Genomic DNA, 15214 nt, shown 5'->3' with positions numbered 1-15214 from the left:
TGGCCGGGAAGGCAAGAAATGTGTTACCTGCGCAACCAGCGCTCTGTTGCCTCTGCGTCCAAAGGGGCTGACACCACAAACCCCTGGATCAAATCACACCCCAGCCCCGCCAGCAGGTCGATTTGCGCCTGCGTTTCCACTCCCTCGGCCACGGTTTGGAGCTGCAAGCTGCGGCCCATCTGGATGATGGCGGTGACGATGGCCACGTCGTCGGAGTGACCTGGTGTGTCGGCCACAAAGGAACGGTCGATCTTGAGCTTGTCGATGGGGTAGCGCTTGAGGTAGGCCAGCGATGAATACCCTGTGCCGAAATCGTCGATGGAGATGCCCACGCCCAGGGCCTTGAGTGCGTTGAGGGTATCCAGCACCTGGCCGGTCTGGTGCATGAGCACGGACTCCGTCAGTTCAATCTCGAGGTATTGCGGGGCGAGGCCGGTTTCGAGCAGCACGGCGGCGATCTCGGCGGCCACGTCCCGTTGGCGGAATTCAAGGGCCGAGAGGTTGACGGCCACGGGCACCGGGGCCAGGCCCTCGTCTTGCCAGGCCTTGAGCTGGCGACAGGCCTCGCGCATGACCCAGCGGCCGATGGGCGTGATGAGGCCGCGCGATTCAGAGAAGGTGATGAACTCATCCGGCCCGACCAGTCCCCGCTCGGGGTGGCGCCAGCGCACCAGCGCTTCCAGGCCTTGCAGCGTGCCGTCGGCCAGGCGTATCTGTGGTTGGTAGTGCAGCTCGAAGTCGTTGCGGGCGATGGCGTCGCGCAGCAGGCGCTCCTGGTGCAGCACATCGAGGGCGCTGGCGTCCATGCTGGCGGCGTAGAACTGGCGGTTGCCGCGCCCACTCTCTTTGGCGTGCTGCATGGCCGCATCGGCACAGCGCAGCAACACGTCGGCAATGGCGCCGTGGTCCGGAAACAGGCTGATGCCGATGGAGGGCGAGATGGTGAGCGGCAGGTGATCGACCGTGAACACGCCATGCATCGAGTCCAGCAGTTTGTCGGCCACCATGGCTGCGTCATCGGGCGTCTGGATGTCGGTCAGCACCACCACAAACTCGTCGCCACCCAGCCGGGCCACCACGTCGGCGTCGCGCACGCCGTTGCGCAGGCGTTCGGCCACGTTGCGCAGCAGCTGGTCGCCCGCGTGGTGGCCCAGCGAGTCGTTCACGGTCTTGAAATGGTCCAGGTTCACAAACAGCACAGCCGCACGGCCGTGGCGTCTGCGCGCGAGCGATAGCACCTGCGACAGCTGCTCCATCAGAAAGTGCCGGTTGGGCAGCTGCGTGAGGGTGTCGTGCAGCGCAATGAAGGCCTCGCGCTCCTGTGCCTGCTTGCGTGCGGTGATGTCGCGCACCACCACGATGCGGTAGTCCGCGTGGTGCAGGGGCATGGTCTTGCCGACGACCTCGACGGGGATCGCATGGCCGTCCTTGTGGCAGATGGTGACCTCGTAAGGGTCCTCCCGTCCGCTGCGGGTGTACTCCAGCGCCGTGGCGCGCCATTCGGGGCTGATGAAGTTGAAGATCGACAGGCCGGTGACTTCTTGCAGGCTGTAGCCGGTGAGCCGGGTGAGCGCCTCGTTGCCGTCGGTGATGAGGCCGTCGCGATGGAACACGATGGCCTCGTCTGTGGCCTCGGTGAACTTGCGCATGCGCTCTTCGCTCTGGCGCACCTCGCGCTCGGCGCGCCAGCGCTCGGTAATGTCGGTGATCAGCACAAAGGAGCCGAGCTGCCGTCTCGCGCCATCAAAGTGCGGAATCAGGTTGACCTCGATCATCCGCACCTCGCCATTGGGCAGGGTCTGCTCGCGGGTGTATTTCACGCGCTCACCGTGCGAGCAACGATCCACGTGCGGCTGAATGGCCTGCCAGGCCTTGTCGCCAATCGCCTCCTGCACCGTGAGGCCCAGGATGGATTCGGTGCTGTGGCCGTTGTAGGCGGCGTAGCCCTGGTTGGCAAACTGGCAGCGCAGGCCCGGCAGGTCGTAGTAGGCCATCAGGGCCGGGACCGAGTCGGCAATCAGGCGCAGCAAAGCGTCGCTGGAGCCGCTGGGGCCAGGGGCGGGGGCTGCGTGGGGGCTGTCTTGCATGGGCTGGCGCTGGTGGGATTCGTTATAGCCGATCCACCTGACTCCCAGCCTTGGGGCAATTCCGCATGTTCGCTGACCGGAGGCGCTGTGCGGCCGGTCTTTCTGTCACCATGCTGCGTTGCCGCAATCACGATCAACAGGAAAGGTGTGGGCGTCCCATGCAGGAGTTTGGCGGGTTTTCCAGCGCGCTGGCCGTATTGGCGAGCGCGGCGGGCTGTGGTTTGCTCATGGGCATCGAGCGCGAGCGCCGCAAGGGCGCCGGGCCCGACCGAGCGCTGGCCGGGGTGCGATCGTTCACGCTGGCCTCCCTGGCGGGCGCGGCGGCGGCGCTCACGGCCGTGCCTGCGCTGGTGGCGGTGGGGGCTGCGCTGGTGGCAGCACTGGCCGTGGTGGCTTATGCGCGCGACCGGTCCGGCGACCCGGGTGTGACCACCGAGATCGCCCTGCTGCTGGCCTATGTGATCGGGGTGACCTGCGCGCGCGACCAGTTGCTGGCCGCCGCCCTGGCGGTGGTGGTGACGGGGCTGCTGGCGCTGCGGGACGCGCTGCACCAATTCTCCAACCAGTGGCTGCAGCCCGGCGAGGTGCGCAGCGGGCTCATTCTGGCCGCGCTGGCCTTGCTGGTGTACCCGCTGGCCCCCAAAACGCCCCTGTGGCAAGGCGTGCTGAACCCCCAGGTGGTGGTGCGCCTGGTCATCGTGCTGCTGGTGATCCAGTCGCTGGCGCACCTGGCCAAGCGTCTGATGCAGGCGCGCCATGCGGTGGCGTCGTCGGCACTGGCGTCCGGCTTTGTGTCGAGCACTGCCACGATCGGCAGCCTGGGCATGGAGGTGCGCGCGGGCGGGGCCACGGCGCGCGCCAACGCAGGGGCTGCGGTGCTGTCGTGTGTGGCCACCATGGCACAGATATTGGTGGTGGCCGCCACGGTGCAGCCCCAGTGGCTGGCGCGGCTGTGGCTGCCCGCGCTGGCAGGCGGGTGCGTGGCGGCGGCTGTGGGCTGGTGGGGTGGGCGGGGCGCGGGGCCCCGTACGGCCGCGGTGGCAGATGCCGGGGTGGACGGGGCTTTGGCGGTCCCACCAGATACCCCCATGTTCAAGCTGCGCGATGCCTTGCTGATCGCAGCCCTGCTCACGGGCATCCAGGTCGGCGTGCAGGCGCTCACCGCTTGGCAGGGCGATGCAGGCATGCTGGCTGGCGCGTTGCTGGCGGCGCTGGCCGACGTGCACGCCGCCATCGCCGCTGTGCTGGTGCGCGGCGGTCCGGACAGCGCGTTCGCACCCGCCATCGCCCAGGCCCTGATGGCCGCGCTGCTGGTGCATGCGGGCAGCAAATGTGTGGTGGCCCTGGCCAGCGGGGGCTGGCGCTACGCCCTGGCGGTGGCGCCGGGCGTGTTGGCGCACACCCTGGCCTTTGTGGGGGTGCTGGCCCTGCAGGCATAGCAGCCTATGGAGGGCGGGCCGGATAATCGGCCCATGACCTCCAAAGAAAACCAAGCCCGCACTGATTTCAGTGCGCTGGCCCTCAGCCCCCCCATGCTGGCCAACCTGCAGCAACTGGGCTACACGCAAATGACTCCCATCCAGGCGGCCAGCCTGCCGCCCGCCCTGCTGGGCAAGGACCTGATCGCCCAGGCCAGCACCGGCAGCGGCAAGACGGCCGCGTTTGCCCTGGCTCTGCTGGCCAACCTCAACCCCCGCCGCTTTGCGGTGCAGGCCCTGGTGCTGTGCCCCACGCGCGAGCTGGCCGACCAGGTGACCACCGAGATCCGCCGCCTGGCGCGCGCCGAAGAAAACATCAAGGTCGTGACGCTGTGCGGCGGCGTGCCGCTGCGCGGCCAGATGCTGAGCCTGGAGCACGGCGCGCACATCGTGGTGGGCACGCCCGGCCGGGTGATGGACCACCTGGAGCGCCAGCACCTCACGCTGGAGGCGCTCAACACCCTGGTGCTGGACGAAGCCGACCGCATGCTCGACATGGGCTTCTTCGACGACATCGTGACTGTGGCGCGCCAGTGCCCGAAAGAGCGGCAGACCCTGCTGTTCTCGGCCACCTACCCCGAAGGCATCGCCAAGCTCAGCGCGCAGTTCATGAAGTCGCCCGAGCAGATCACGGTGCAGGCCCAGCATGCCGAAGGCAAGATCGAGCAGCGCTGGTATGAGGTGAAGAACAGCGAACGCCTGCACGCGGTGTCGCAGCTGCTCAACCACTTCCGGCCCGACTCGTCCATCGCGTTTTGCAACACCAAGCAGCAGTGCCGCGACCTGGTGGCCGTGCTGCAGGCGCAAGGCTTCAGCGCGCTGGCGCTGTTTGGCGAGCTGGAGCAGCGCGAGCGCGACCAGGTGCTGGTGCAGTTTGCCAACAAGAGCTGTTCGGTACTGGTGGCCACCGACGTGGCCGCGCGCGGCCTCGACATTGCCAACCTGGCCGCCGTGATCAACGTGGACGTGACGCCCGACCCCGAGGTGCACATCCACCGCATCGGCCGCACCGGCCGGGGCGACGCCGAGGGCCTGGCGTTGAATCTGGCGAGCCTGGACGAGATGGGCAGTGTGGGCAAAATCGAGCAGTTGCAGGGCCGCGAGTCGCGCTGGTTCCCGCTGGCCGACCTCACGCCCACGGGCAGCGGCCCGCTGGTGCCGCCCATGGTCACCCTCCAGATCATCGGCGGCCGCAAGGAGAAGATCCGTGCCGGCGATGTGCTGGGCGCGCTGACCGGCGACATGGGCTACACCCGCGAGCAGATCGGCAAGATCAACGTGAACGACTTCTCCACCTACGTGGCGGTGGACCGCGCGATTGGCGCCCAGGCGGTGCAGCGGCTCAATAGCGGGCGTGTCAAGGGCAAGAGCGTGAAGGCCCGCCTGGTGACTGGAAACCAGGCATTTGAATGAAATGGGCCGCTAGTGCTTATCTAATAAGCGCAAGCAGCTATCAATTTTGTACTGATGCAGCCGCTCAGCGCCACGCGGCGGCCGCCTCCAACATCCGCACCATCTCGCCATAGCCGCGCTGTCGCGCGAGCTGCAGGGGCGTGTTGCCTTGCCGGTCGGTCAGGGCCTGGCTGGCGCCGGCTTTGAGCAGTGCTCGCAGCGTGGCCTGGTGGCGCGGGCCGCCATTGCCCAGCACGATGGACTCGATGAGCGCCGTCCAGTGCAGATTGTTCACATGGTCCAGCGGCGCCCCGGCGGCGATCAGCTGGCGCACCACGCCGTCGTGCCCCAGGTGGGCGGCAGCGATCAGGGCCGTACCGTCGTAGCGACTGGTCACCTGTTTGGCGCTGGCGCCCAGTTGCAGCAGCAGGCGCAGCGTGGCCTCGTCGTCAGCCACGGCGGCGATGGTCACGGCGTCGTAGCGGTCGTTCTCTAGCGCGTTCAGGTCGGCACCCGCCTGGGCCAAGGCGCGGATTGATTCGGCCTGCCGGGCAAAGGTGGCCACATGCAGCGGCGTGCGGCCGTAGCCATCGCGGGCGTTCACATCGGCCCGCGTCGCGATCAGTTGGGTGAGCTTGGGCACATCGCCCCGCGCCGCAGCCGCATGCAGGCCCTGATAGGCCGCCGTTTCAGCCGCAGTGGGCGGCACCTGGGCCTGGGCCGGGGTGGCGCAGGCCAGTGCGGCGGCCAGGGCGAGGACAAGGTTCCAGGGTTTCATGGGTGCCTCCAGTGAATGCTGCGTTGCCTGTGGTCGGGCTGGCTTACTTCAGCAAATCCTGCACCTTGGCGATGCCCGCCACCGCGCATTGCTCGTCCAGGTGGCCGCCGGGCGCACCGCCCACGCCCACGGCGCCGATCACTTCGTTGCCCACCTTCACCGGTACGCCGCCGCCCAGCAGCAGGTAGCCGGGGATGTTGACCAGGTTGGCGGCAGCGGGGTTCTTCTGTGCGCCTTCCATCATGGCCAGCGTGGTGTTCTTGGCCGATGCCGAGGTGTAGGCCTTGAGGCGGCTTGCTTCCAGTGTGTGGGGGCCCGCGTTGTCGGCACGCTGCACGGCGCGCACGGTGCCTGCACGGTCCACCACGGTGGCGGTCACGGCGTAGCCGTTGGCGGTGCAGGTGGCCACGGTCTGGGCGGCGATCTGCGTGGCCAGGTCCAGCGACATGTTCTTCTCGGTGCGCACGCCTTCGGCGCTGGCAGCGGTGGCGATCAGGGACAGGGTGAGGGCGGCGATGGTGGCGAGGCGGTTTTGCATGGTGTTCTCCGGTGTTTTTGCGTCGGTGCCACCCTTTGTGGCGCCGTGGGAGAACTGTAGAAATGGCCGCCGTTTTCAGCCATTCGGGCGGCTACGCGCGAGCCTCCGTAGAACTACGGAAGGCCTTTGCCGACCGATTCAGGATGCGGCATCCACCAGCGCCGCATACCGCCGGATCAGCTGCGCCAGCGACTCGGCCCCCAGCTTGGCGAACAGGTTGGCGCGGTGTGTTTCCACCGTGCGGGGCGAGAGTTCCAGCGCCCGGCCGATTTCCTTGTTGGTGAGGCCCTCGACGATCAGCTCCAGCACCTCGCGCTCGCGGGCCGAGAGCTGCGCAAAACGCTCGCGCGCCTGCTGGTCGGCCTGGTGGCGCTCGCGCGAGCGCACATGCTGGCGCACGGCGTTTTGCAGGGCCTCGATCAGCACCTCGTCGTCCACCGGCTTTTCCAGAAACTCGGCCGCGCCGGTCTTGAACGCGCGGCGGCACATCTCCACCGTGCCGTGGCCGGTGAGCAGGATCACGGGCTGGTCCACACCCTGGGCCAGCAGCTGCTCCAGCACCGTGAGGCCGCTGATGCCGGGCATGCGCACATCCAGCACGATGGCGCCGATGCTGGCACGGTCGAACCCCGCCATGAACGACTGCGGATCGGCCCAGGTCTGCACCCGCAGGCCCACGGTGCTGATGAGCAGGGAAAGGCCCTCGCGCACGGCGGCATCGTCGTCCACCAGGTGGATCAGGGGCGAGAGGGAGGGGGCGCTATCGGTCATTGGTGGGCGGTGCGGCTTGCAGGGTCAGCACAAACTCGGCGCCCCGCTGGGCGTCGGACGGGGGCGTGGCCTCGGGCGCCAGGGCGAGCTGCGCACCCATGGCCTGCGCCAGGCTCTCGCACAGCGTGAGGCCCAGGCCCAGCCCGCCGGTGCGCGTGGTGTAGAAGGGCTCGAACAGGTGCTGGCGCGCCTCGGGCGGGATGCCGGGGCCGTGGTCGCGCACCGACAGGGTCACCTGCCCGCTTGCCGTGCGCGCCATGCTCAGGCGCAGCTGGCGCTCTGCGGACGGCACCTGCTCCAGCGCCTGCAGCGCATTCATCAGCAGGTTGTGGACGATCTGCTGCAGGGCCACGGGTTCGGCCAGCACCGGGGGCAGGTCTGCGGCGGCCAACACCTCGGGCGCCACACCGCGCTGCGACAGCTCGGGCTCCAGCAGGTGCAGCACGTCTTGCACGGCGGTGGCCAGTGCCAGGGGCTGGGCCTGGCCTGCCAGGTCGGGCCGCTCCACCAGGCGGCGCAGGCGGCCCACCACGGTGGATGCGCGGCGCGCCTGCTCTACGGCGCGGGCCATGGCAGTCTGAGCGGTGTCGAGGTCGGGCGGGTCGTCGGCCAGCAGGCGCTGGGCGGCCTGCGTGCTGGACAGAAGCGCCGTGAGCGGCTGGTTCAGCTCGTGTGCCATGCCGGCGGCCAGCTCGCCCAGCGTGTTCAGCCGCGCCACCTGGCCCAGGCGCAGCAGCTCTTCGGCCCGCTGGCGCGCCACGCGCTGGCGCCACAGGGCGCGGCCTGCGGCCCACAGCGCTGCGGTCAGCAGGCACCAGCCCAGCATGCGCCACCAGGGCAGTTCGTGCAGGCCCACGCTGCGGCGGGCCACCACGTCCAGCGGCTGGCTGGGGGCGGCCAGCAGTTTGTGAAAGTCGTAGCTGCGGATGCCGTTGCCCGGGGCGGTCTGGCCGGGCTGCACCACAAAGGCCGTGCCGCCGTGCTCCAGCGTCACGCGCACCGGGCTGGTGGCCATGTCCATAGGCCACTCGTCGGTGGGGATGGTGGTGCGCAGGTCGATGTGCAGCGCGTAGCTGGCGGGTGTACCGGCCAGCACCAGGTAGTAACGGCCTGCGGGCAGGTTCAGCCCCGCCATGGCTGCGTGTCCCGTGCGCCTTGAGGTGGCCTCGGCCGCTGCCAGCTCGGCCTGCAGCGCGGGCGGCCAGTCGCTGTGGGCCGAGCGCTGCAGCACGGCCAGGATTTGCGGGTACACCGACGGGAGGCGGGGCAGGGGCGATGCCGCGTTGTGCAGGCTGTCCGCCGCAGGATCTGGCTGCAGCAGCGCCAGCGTGGCCATGATGGCGTCGTGCTGCACCACTCGCTGGCTCAGCAGCCGGTGCACGATGCGCGCGTCGGTCTCGAAGGCCGCGTGCAGTTGCTGCAGGCGGTCCACCACCAGCCAGCCGCAACCCATGCAGGCCACCAGCACCCACAGCAGCAGGCTGGGCAGGTGCAGGGCGTGTCGGGGCAGAAGGCGGCGCCAGGCGGGGGGCATGCGCGGATTCTGGCATGGGGCTGCGTTGCATCAACGCTGGGTGCGCACCCTGGGCGCTCTGTTAAACGGAGCTTAAGGTGGCTCTGGTGTAATTTCTGACTCGCCTGTTCGCCATTGTTTCGGCTCCCTCGTTCATTCACCATGTCCGCACCACCTTCCGCATCCCACCCCTGGCTTTCACCCCGCAACCTGCTGTGGGCCTCGGTGGCCGTGGCGGTGGTCACCATCGCGCTCAAGACGCTGGCCTGGGTGGTCACGGGCTCGGTGGGTTTGCTGTCGGACGCGATGGAGTCGTTTGTGAACCTGGCCAGCGCCATGTTTGCGCTGGCCATGGTGACGGTGGCGCAACGCCCGGCCGATGACGACCACCCCTACGGCCACCACAAGGCCGAATACTTTTCGTCGGGGTTCGAGGGCATCCTCATCATGGGCGTGTCGGCAGGCATCCTGTGGGCAGCCGGGCACCGCTTGTTCGACCCGCAGCCCATCGAGCAGGTGGGCTGGGGCTTGGGCCTGTCGGTGCTCAGCTCGGCCCTGAACGGGCTGCTGGCCTGGGTGATGTTCCGCTCGGCGCGCGAGCACCGCTCCATCGCGCTGGAGGCCGATGCCCGCCACCTAGTCACCGATGTGTGGACCTCGGCCGGGGTGCTGGTGGGCATTGCGGGCGCGGCGTTGACGGGGTGGCTGTGGCTGGACGCGGTGGCGGCGATTGCGGTGGCACTGAACATTCTAAAAGAGGGCGTCGAGCTGGTCTGGCGGTCGTCCCAGGGCCTCATGGATTCAGCGGTGGAGCCCGAGGTGCAGTCCACCATCGACGCCACGCTGCAGCAGTTTGTGGCGGCCCAGGCGCCCGGTGCCGTGCGCTTCGACCATGTCTCTACCCGCCGCGCAGGCCAGCGCCAATTTGTGGACATGCACCTGCACATGCCCGCCGACTGGACCCTGCGCCACGCCGCCGAGCTGCGCGGCCAGGTCGAGCGCGCGTTGATGACGGCCGTGCCCGGCCTGCGTGCCACCATCGAACTGCTGCCCACCGATGTGGAGGCGCATTTCGACGACCCGCGTGACGATGTGAAGGATGCCGTGAAGTGATCAGCGTATTGCAACGTGTGCGCGAAGCGCGTGTGGATGTCGATGGGCAGACCGTGGGCGCCATCGGGGCGGGCCTGCTGGTGCTGGTGTGTGCCGAACGCGGCGACACTGAGGCCGAGGCCGACAAGCTGCTGGCCAAGATTCTCAAGCTGCGGATTTTTTCGGACGCAGCGGGCAAGATGAACCAGAGCGTGCAGGATATTGGTGGAGGCCTGCTGTTGGTCAGCCAGTTCACCCTGGCGGCCGACACCACCGGCGGCAACCGCCCGAGCTTTACCCAGGCGGCAGCGCCCGACGAAGGGCGGCGCCTGTACGACTACCTGGTGGCCCAGGCCCGCAAAGCCCACCCCGTGGTGGCCACCGGCCAGTTTGCGGCCGACATGCAGGTGCACCTGGTCAATGACGGGCCGGTGACGATCCCGCTGCGGATGCCGCCTGCCGTGGTGGCCGCCTGAGTGCTGCACAGAGCTGCCTGGGGTGTGCCTGCGCACGGTGAGGCGCTACGATGGGTTTTTAAGGGGAACTCTCATGTACGAAAAGATCCTGGTGCCTGTGGACGGCAGCCCCACTTCGCTCGCGGGCCTGAATGAGGCCATTGCCCTGGCGCGGGTGATGGGCTCCACCATCAAGCTGCTGCATGTGGTGGATGAAATTTCGCTGATGACGAGCTTTGAGGCCGCCATGGCGTTACCGCCCAACGTGTTCGATCTCTTGAAGGAAGCGGGTCAGCAGGTGCTATCGGATGCCGAGGCGCGGACGAAGGCTGCTGGCATTGCAGTGGAGGCCGAACTGTTCGAGAGTTATTCCGGGCGGGTCAGTGATCTGATCCTCACCAAAGCCAAGGAATGGAGCGCCCAGATCATCGTGTTGGGCACCCATGGCCGACGGGGTGTGGGGCGCATGCTGCTGGGCAGCGACGCCGAGCAGGTACTACGCCAGTCCCCTGTGCCTGTGCTTCTGGTGCGCGGCGGCTGAACTTAGTACTGGCGGCCGTCCTGACCACGGAGCAGGTCAGCCCGTCAGAGCCGCCAGAAAAGCACGGCGGCAATCAGCAGCCCAGTGGCCACGCCGCCCCGGCGCAGCACTTTGGCAGGCCATTGGTGCGCCACGCGGGCACCGCCGTAGCCGTCGGTCTTGATAGGCAGGCGCTTCAGGCTATTTGGGTTCTGGTGTCTGCGAAGAAACCAGTGGCGATACAGGCAAAAATCGAAACGCCGTCGACGCCAGCGCCAGCCAGGCCGCAATGGCCAGCATGACGGCCGTGTGGGCATCCCAGCCCAGACGCTGGGCGCCGGTGGCCACGATGCCAGTGAACCACTGCATCAGCGCCACGCCCAGGAACATCGCCATCGTGTAGGCTGACAGGGCCCGGCCCGTGAGCGCGGGCGGGTACGAGGCGCGCACATCGGCGTACTGCAGCACGCCGTAGCCCGACAGCAGCCCCATTAGCAGGATCAGCACCACGCTGGCTGCGGGGTGCACCCGTAAAAAGGCCAGCAGCATGAACAGCCCGGCCATCACCAGCGAGGCATTGCCAATCCAGCGCCGGCGGCGGCCAATGCCCGGGTCCAGTCGACCCGCCAGCCCGGGGGCGAACAGCGCAATCAGCGACAGCCCCAGCGCCACGTTGCCGCTGTCCACCAGCGTGAGGTGGTAGCGGTCCATCAGCAGCGGCGCCAGCCACAGGCCCCGCAGCGATAAAAACGCGGCGTAGCCCGACATGCCCAGCAGCAGGATGCCCCAGGTGTGCGGCATCGTGAGCAGCTGGCCAAAGCCCAGCAGCGCCTGGCCCCAGGTTTCGCGCTGCGCCGGGGGCGGCACCAGCGGGGCGGGCTCGTGCACCCGCAGCCAGATCAGCAGCCACGACAGCGCGCTGAGCACTGCCAGCACGGCATAGCCCGTGCGCCAGCCGCCGCCGTGCTGCACCAGCCAGGCCAGCGGCGTGCCCGTGAACAGCAGGCCCAGCCCACCCACCCCCATGGCCACGCCCGACAGGTAGGCAAACCGGTCTGCCGGAAAATGCCTTGCAATGAACAGTGTGCAAGCCAGAAACGCAGGCGAGCAGCCCACGCCGATCATCAACTGGCCCACCATCAGCCACGCGTAGCCGGGCGCTGCTGCGGAGAGCGCAGCCCCGCCAATCGCCAGCGGGAAGGCGGTGAGCACCGTGCGCCGCAGGCCCCACAGGTCCAGCCCCACGCCCATCAGCAATTGGGCCACGCCGAACGACAGGCCGAACAACCCGGCGAACGCCCCCAGAGACCCCGGCGACAGCCCGAACTCGGCAGTCAGCCCCTGGGCCAGGATGGCGGTGGTGGTGCGAAACGCCTGGCTCAGCGCAAACCCGCTGAGCAGCGTGAGCAGCATGGCCCACAGCACGCGGGTCGGCGGGCGGCCGCTGTCTGCCGTGGGTGTCGGCGCGGGTGCCGATGCCGCCGCAGGCGTGGACCTGGGCTTTGGTGACGGGGCAGAGGGACTGCTGCTCACTGCCGCCAGAAGAACACCGCCGCCATTACCAGCCCGGTGGCGACGATGCCCCAGCGCAGCACGTTGGCAGGCAGCTTGCGCGCCAAGCGCGCGCCGCCGTAGCCGCCTGCGGTGGCGGCCACCATCATCATCAGCGCCTGGGGCCACAGCACGATGCCGCCCGCTGCGTAGATGGCCACCGCAATCGCAGTGAGCAGGGCCGAGACCAGATTCTTCATGCCGTTCATGGCGTTGAGCTGGGTTTGCCCCAGCAGGCCAAACAGCGCCAGCAGCAAGATGCCCAGGCCACCATTGAAGTAGCCGCCATACCCCGCAACGGCCAGCATGCCCAAGGCCGCCTTCCACGGCGCGGCAGGGCCATGGGCCGACGCACCGGCCCACTGGCGCAGCCGGGGGCCCAGCGCAAACATTGCCGTGGCCGCCAGCAGCAGCCAGGGCACGACCTTGCGGAAGGTGGCGTCGGGCGTGATCAGCAGCAGCGCAGCCCCGGCCGAGCCGCCGATGAGGGCCAGCACCACCACAGCCCGCATGGACAGGCCGGGCGGCGGCTGCATGTCCTCCCGAAAGCCCCAGGCACCTGCCATGTAGCCCGGCAACAGCGCTACGGTGCCCGTGGCATTGGCCACCACGGGCGGCACGCCGGTGAAGACGAGGGCGGGCAGGGTCAGAAAGCTGCCGCCACCGGCGACGGCATTGAGGGCGCCGGCGACGAAGGCGGCAGCGACGAGAAGGGCGGTATCCAAAGTATCTCCTTGGCCACGGCGTAACGCGCGTGGCATTGCACCGATGTTAGGTGGAGATGTGGGGCTTTTGAGTCCGGATTGCGACTGTAAAAGGTGCGACTGCTTTGCCTGCAGCTGCGTTTTAAAACGACGTTTAAAAGTGGGTTGTCCGCCGAGTCGCGGGGGAGCCGTTCGGCCGATCAGGTCGCGTAGGGGTCTTCAAAGCCCAGCTCTTGCAGGATGTCGGTCTCGTACGCCTCCATCTCCTCGGCATCGGCCTCGCTCGTTTCATGGTCCCAGCCCTGGGCATGCAGCGTGCCATGCACCAGCATGTGGGCGTAGTGCTCTTCCAGGCTTTTGTTTTGTTCCTTGGCCTCCCGCTCGATCACGGGCGCGCACAGCACCAGGTCGGCGGTCACCACCGGCTCCTGGGTGTAGTCGAAGGTGAGCACGTTGGTGGCGTAGTCCTTCTTGCGGTACTCGCGGTTGAGCTGCTGACCCTCGTCAGCACCCACGATGCGCACCGTGATCTCGGCGTCGGTGGCCAGAGCGTGGCGAATCCAGCGCGTGACCTTGTGGCGGGGCAGCACGGCGCGGTGGGCGGCCACGCCGTCAAAGGTGCCGAACTGCAGCGACAGGGAGAGTTGGTTCAAAGACATTGGGATTGCTTTTGGCACTTGGCGCTTGATGAATCAGCGCAAGCAGCTATCAAATTAGAAGTTCAGTCGCGTGCACGCGCAGTGGCCGCGCGGCGGGGGGCGTCGTAGGCGTCCACGATGCGGGCGACCAGCGGGTGGCGCACCACGTCGGCGCTGGTGAAGTGGGTGACCGAGATACCCTTCACGCGCCTCAACACCCGTTCGGCATCGATCAGGCCGCTCAGCGTCCCTTTGGGCAGATCGATCTGGCTCACGTCGCCCGTCACCACGGCCTTGGCGCCAAAGCCAATGCGGGTGAGGAACATCTTCATCTGCTCGGGCGTGGTGTTCTGCGCTTCGTCCAAAATCACAAAGGCATTGTTCAGCGTGCGCCCGCGCATGAAAGCCAGCGGCGCGATCTCGATGGCGTTGCGCTCGAACGCCTTTTGCACCTTGTCATGCCCCATCAGCTCGTACAGCGCGTCGTACAGCGGGCGCAGGTACGGGTCCACCTTCTGCGCCAGGTCGCCAGGCAGAAAACCCAGGCGCTCGCCCGCCTCCACCGCCGGGCGGGTCAGCACGATGCGCTGTACGCTGCTGCGCTCCAGCGCATCCACCGCACTGGCCACGGCGAGATACGTCTTCCCGGTGCCTGCAGGGCCGATGCCGAAGGTAATGTCGTGCGTGGCGATGTTCTGCAGGTACAGGTTCTGCGTGGGGGTGCGCCCGCGCAGGTCGGCACGGCGGGTATTGAGGATGATGGCGTCGTCCGGGGCCTCCAGCAGCTCGCTGTCGCCCGCGAGCATCAGCTGGATATAGTCCTCGCCGATGGGCCGCTCGGCCATTTCATACAGGGCCTGCAGCAGCTCCATCGCCTGCGTGGCCTTGGCCTTGGGGCCGTCGACCTTGAATTGCTCGTGCCGGTGCGCAATGCTCACCTGCAGGGCCACCTCGATGGTGCGCAGGTGCGCATCGGCCGGGCCACACAGGTTCGTAAGCCGGGTGTTGTTGTGGGGGGTGAAGGTGTGGCGCAGGATCACGCGGATAATTCCAGTCAGGCAACGGAAAACGGCAAGAACGACGGCGCGGCATGTCACGCCCGCGTCGCCAAAGGACATCAATGATAGGCAAATTGACCGGCACCCTGCTGGAGAAGAATCCCCCCGAGGTGCTGCTGGACTGCCACGGCGTGGGCTACGAGGTGAATGTGCCCATGAGCACGTTCTACAACCTGCCCGCTGTGGGCGAGCGCGTGAGCCTGCTGACCCAGTTCATCGTGCGCGAGGATGCGCAGCTGCTGTACGGCTTTGCGACCGCCCCCGAGCGGCAGGCGTTTCGCGAGCTGATCAAGATTTCTGGCGTGGGGCCGCGCACGGCGTTGTCCATCCTGAGCGGTATGGGAGTGAGCGATCTGGCGCAGGCGATTTCGCTGCAGGAGGCGGGGCGGCTGGTCAAGGTGCCCGGCATCGGAAAGAAGACGGCCGAGCGCTTGCTGCTGGAACTCAAGGGCAAGCTGGGCGCGGACATCGGTGCTGTGCGCGGCGCCGCCAACAGCGATGCGCAAGCCGACATTTTGCAGGCGCTGTTGGCTTTGGGCTACAACGACAAGGAGGCGGCCGCGGCGCTCAAGGCGCTGCCTGCGGAGGTCGGGGTGAGTGAGGGGATCAAGATGGCGCTGAAGTCGCTGGCGAAGTGAG

General features: G+C 67.9%; 15 protein-coding genes. 6 read left to right on the top strand and 9 right to left on the bottom strand.

From position 1 onward, the window contains the following. Nucleotides 1-23: 23 nt before the first annotated feature. Complete coding sequence (locus tag DNK89_RS20180) at nt 24-2087, bottom strand: bifunctional diguanylate cyclase/phosphodiesterase (protein WP_110961564.1); 2064 nt, start codon at nt 2085-2087, stop codon at nt 24-26. 158 nt (nt 2088-2245) lie between these two features. Between DNK89_RS20180 and DNK89_RS20175 the strand changes: the two genes are divergently transcribed. Both DNK89_RS20175 and dbpA read left to right on the top strand, forming a co-directional pair. Further along, a complete protein-coding gene (locus DNK89_RS20175; protein ID WP_110961563.1) occupies nt 2246-3526 on the top strand; it encodes a DUF4010 domain-containing protein in 1281 nt (426 codons plus the stop codon). 33 nt (nt 3527-3559) lie between these two features. Further along, nucleotides 3560-4978: an ATP-dependent RNA helicase DbpA gene (dbpA, locus tag DNK89_RS20170; RefSeq protein ID WP_110961562.1), complete on the top strand. Its 1419-nt coding sequence runs from the start codon at nt 3560-3562 to the stop codon at nt 4976-4978. A gap of 64 nt (nt 4979-5042) precedes the next feature. On the opposite strand, the gene DNK89_RS20165 is transcribed toward dbpA, so the two are convergent. The 4 genes from DNK89_RS20165 to DNK89_RS20150 all read right to left on the bottom strand — a co-directional run bounded on the left by DNK89_RS20165 (nt 5043) and on the right by DNK89_RS20150 (nt 8578). Then, nucleotides 5043-5735: an ankyrin repeat domain-containing protein gene (locus DNK89_RS20165; protein WP_110961561.1), complete on the bottom strand. Its 693-nt coding sequence runs from the start codon at nt 5733-5735 to the stop codon at nt 5043-5045. 43 nt (nt 5736-5778) lie between these two features. Then, nucleotides 5779-6273 (bottom strand): heme-binding protein, encoded by a 495-nt coding sequence (locus DNK89_RS20160; protein WP_110961560.1) that lies wholly within the window; start codon nt 6271-6273, stop codon nt 5779-5781. A gap of 138 nt (nt 6274-6411) precedes the next feature. Next, nucleotides 6412-7044, bottom strand: coding sequence for a response regulator transcription factor (locus tag DNK89_RS20155; RefSeq protein WP_110961559.1), 633 nt, complete (start codon nt 7042-7044; stop codon nt 6412-6414). After that, on the bottom strand, nt 7034-8578 hold the full coding sequence (locus tag DNK89_RS20150) for an ATP-binding protein (RefSeq protein WP_110961558.1): 1545 nt from the start codon (nt 8576-8578) through the stop codon (nt 7034-7036). Before DNK89_RS20150 ends, DNK89_RS20155 begins: the two co-directional genes overlap by 11 nt. Nucleotides 8579-8719: 141 nt before the next feature. Between DNK89_RS20150 and DNK89_RS20145 the strand changes: the two genes are divergently transcribed. The 3 genes from DNK89_RS20145 (at nt 8720) to DNK89_RS20135 (ending at nt 10645) form a co-directional block, all read left to right on the top strand. Then, nucleotides 8720-9670, top strand: a complete 951-nt coding sequence (locus tag DNK89_RS20145) for a cation diffusion facilitator family transporter (protein ID WP_110961557.1) — start codon at nt 8720-8722, stop codon at nt 9668-9670. Then, entirely contained in the window at nt 9667-10125 is a 459-nt protein-coding gene (dtd, locus tag DNK89_RS20140) for a D-aminoacyl-tRNA deacylase (RefSeq protein WP_110961556.1), read from the top strand. Before DNK89_RS20145 ends, dtd begins: the two co-directional genes overlap by 4 nt. A 73-nt stretch (nt 10126-10198) precedes the next feature. Further along, nucleotides 10199-10645 (top strand): universal stress protein, encoded by a 447-nt coding sequence (locus DNK89_RS20135; RefSeq protein ID WP_110961555.1) that lies wholly within the window; start codon nt 10199-10201, stop codon nt 10643-10645. A gap of 180 nt (nt 10646-10825) precedes the next feature. Here the strand turns inward: DNK89_RS20135 and DNK89_RS20125 are convergent, their stop codons facing one another. The 4 genes from DNK89_RS20125 to DNK89_RS20110 form a co-directional block, all read right to left on the bottom strand. Continuing rightward, nucleotides 10826-12157 (bottom strand): nitrate/nitrite transporter, encoded by a 1332-nt coding sequence (locus DNK89_RS20125; RefSeq protein ID WP_110961554.1) that lies wholly within the window; start codon nt 12155-12157, stop codon nt 10826-10828. Beyond that, complete coding sequence (locus tag DNK89_RS20120; RefSeq protein WP_110961553.1) at nt 12154-12936, bottom strand: sulfite exporter TauE/SafE family protein; 783 nt, start codon at nt 12934-12936, stop codon at nt 12154-12156. Before DNK89_RS20120 ends, DNK89_RS20125 begins: the two co-directional genes overlap by 4 nt. Before the next feature lie 143 nt (nt 12937-13079). Then, complete coding sequence (gene ybeY / locus DNK89_RS20115) at nt 13080-13538, bottom strand: rRNA maturation RNase YbeY (RefSeq protein ID WP_110961552.1); 459 nt, start codon at nt 13536-13538, stop codon at nt 13080-13082. 62 nt (nt 13539-13600) lie between these two features. Next, on the bottom strand, nt 13601-14557 hold the full coding sequence (locus tag DNK89_RS20110) for a PhoH family protein (protein WP_110961551.1): 957 nt from the start codon (nt 14555-14557) through the stop codon (nt 13601-13603). An 80-nt stretch (nt 14558-14637) separates the two neighbouring features. On the opposite strand from DNK89_RS20110, the gene ruvA reads away from it, so the two are divergent. Beyond that, a complete protein-coding gene (ruvA, locus tag DNK89_RS20105) occupies nt 14638-15213 on the top strand; it encodes a Holliday junction branch migration protein RuvA (protein WP_110961550.1) in 576 nt (191 codons plus the stop codon). Nucleotide 15214: the final 1 nt, after the last annotated feature.

The sequence above is a fragment of the Acidovorax sp. ST3 genome (assembly GCF_003231145.1).
Classification (GTDB): domain Bacteria; phylum Pseudomonadota; class Gammaproteobacteria; order Burkholderiales; family Burkholderiaceae_C; genus Acidovorax.
Note: the sequence above shows the minus strand (reverse complement) of the source record. Positions and strands in the feature narration are given on the sequence as shown.